Source organism: Methylobacterium sp. BTF04 (genome assembly GCF_010692745.1).
Taxonomy (GTDB): Bacteria; Pseudomonadota; Alphaproteobacteria; order Rhizobiales; family Beijerinckiaceae; genus Methylobacterium.
In genome coordinates this window covers 1-2,404 of record NZ_JAAHTB010000140.1, presented here as the reverse complement: position 1 = coordinate 2,404, position 2,404 = coordinate 1, and the positions used below count along the sequence as shown (strand labels likewise).

Sequence of the window (2,404 nt, the reverse complement as noted above, 5' to 3'; positions counted from 1 at the left end):
CCGGGGTATAGCTTAGCTCAGCCGCCAAACTGTCCAGGAAGGCGGGACCACCTCACTCCTGTTACGTCATGTGATCCCATCACCGCTTTCTAGCTGAGGGACGCTAACAAAATTTCGATCCCATGACGCGCCGCTCGCTCACGATGTGAAGTGCACTCCCAGTTCGGCTTGCTTGCGCCAAGCCACATTGACGGCATGTTGCTCATCAAAACCGATGGCTAGCGTAAATGTGTCTGGGATGCCGATTACACTCGCGACCTTGAGCCGGGCACCAGAACCAGACCGATCACGGATTGTGCAATCAATCACCCCTCCGGTGTCCAGGATGATTTTTCCGGCAAGTAAGACCCGCTGCCGGCGTTCGGATCTGCTTTCGTTCATAGTGTGCATACCTTCTTCCAGCAGCTGGTTTTTTCGTTTGGGGAGCCCACCAGTACCTTTTTGAGAAGTTTTTTGTATTCGTACCTGCACAACGCTGGTCACCGAACTTTGCCGCCCGATCCAAGAGACCCGTTCTGCTCGCAACTGCGTCAAGAAATCCTCAGTTTCTACCAGTTCATCTATCGCTTGGCCGATAGGCTCGTCCTTCACTACTAGGTTGAAGATAAGCACCGTCAGCCCAATGCACCGCTCTTCGGTTTCGCCGATGAGTCGGTTCAAGGTCGTGAGCCTGTCCTCTGATGTGACTGACATGCCAATCCGGCCCGGTCCTGCTGCTTAGGTGGTCGCCTCTTCTCTTCTCGTAAACCTCTTGTATCCGTGGTGGACAATTTTCTGACCCCTATATCTGAGGAGAGAGGGGCGGTGATCAAGTTCCGGTTTTTGGAAACTGAGTTCGCCCGCTTTATCCACGCCAGCCACTCTCGATCGATCACCGTCACCACATTTGGCAGGCTTTTGGCACCCGCGCGGCGGCGCTCACGCACCTCGATTATGCCCAGGCGCTTCGCCTGCCGGATCGCGTTTTTGGCTAGCGTGCGGGAAACCCCTGCCTTGGCCGCGATGGCATCGAGGCAGAGGGTACAGATTTGGCGGGCCTGGAACTCGTCTCTGACGATCCGCATCACCGCTAACTCGCCCGTGGTGAATCGCGCCGCAAGGGCTGGTGGCATGGGACCGGATGCGGCGAGGCGACGACGGCGCTCGATTGCCTCGGACCGCTCAGGGGGCCGCTGGTGCTTTCGCGGAGGTGTTAACCTCACAGGGTGAAAGCCCTGGTCAGCAGCCGCCTGAGCGCACCTGTTGGGCGTCCTGCGGGCGTCGATCGACTCAGATAGAAGCAAAGCTTGGGCCTCGTCGATCTGTTCCAGCGCAACGGCAGCCCATAGGGCGCGCATCAAGCCGTCGAGCGCCGCATAGGGCGCCCGGCCGATTGCCTCAGCCATTTTCTCAACGTGCATCGTTCACAGCCCTGCTTGGGCCGCGGCAAAGAAATGGGGTGTGCTGGGTGGCATACCCCTCAAAAGGCCAAACGCCATCGCTTCGAGAATTGGTTCTCGATTGACTCCCGGCGGGAGATATGGCTTGTGAGGGATTGGAACTGGCCTCACAGGCCCAGCGATTTTAAACGGTCTCACCCTTGCCGGGGTGGGGCCGTTTCGCGTTGGGGGCTTAGGTCTTTCTCGCGGCTATCTTCCTCAACGGTGGTCGGCTGACGACTCGCAACGTGCGAGCGCGGCCGGACATGGCATGTCGGCCGGGGAGCACGGTTAAGTCAACGGTAAGGACATGCCAGAGATGACCGATGTTGCACGACGTTCGCCGTCGCGGGCACCGCACACGTCCGCTCTCCGCGCCTGCTGGACGGCCTCGGCGAGGCGTTCGCGGCCCTCGCTCTAATCTGCGGCGGCGTCATCGGCCTCGCCACCCTCTCATAGCAAAGTATCACGCAACGTCTGCACGTCACTGCTGCGCTACGGCGCTATCAACCTAAGGACATACTGACATGCGCAATCCTCTAAAGCGCCGCGTTGCTCGGGGCGAGAACAAGCCGACCCTGCGCGAGCGCGCCAACGCCCTGAAGGCTTCGGCCGCGCGGGTGATGAAGCGCAAGGCTTCCGATCAGAACGCCGACCCTTTCGACGTGACGCAGCGCGCCCCCGGCTTCGTGCCGTATCCTTTCGACAGGCCGACGAGCCTTCTCAGCGTTCGAGGGGTGATCCACGCTGAGGCGTGCAAGCTCCTCGACATGGCGCTTGTCGAGTACTCCCGCCGCTGCGATCTTCTAGGGGCCGACATCGGGGCTGAGGAACGTACGAAGCGGCAGGATGCGCTGCGACGAGACTTACGTCTTAACGCCCTGGCCGCGGCCACGGATATTGGTCTCGGGCTCTCTGCATACGCCTCGCAGGACGGGACGACGCTCGTGCAGGGCTTGCTCCAAGGCATCCAGCACGAAGGCAGC

General features: G+C 60.4%; 2 protein-coding genes. One reads left to right on the top strand and one right to left on the bottom strand.

Features of this window, described 5'->3' with window-relative positions:
• Positions 1-138 precede the first annotated feature (138 nt).
• Entirely contained in the window at positions 139-660 is a 522-nt protein-coding gene (locus G3T14_RS25290) for a hypothetical protein (protein WP_246733529.1), read from the bottom strand.
• Positions 661-1,945: 1,285 nt separating this feature from the next.
• On the opposite strand from G3T14_RS25290, the gene G3T14_RS23755 reads away from it, so the two are divergent.
• A partial coding sequence (locus G3T14_RS23755; protein WP_163644948.1) for a hypothetical protein occupies positions 1,946-2,404 on the top strand: 459 nt, incomplete at its 3' end.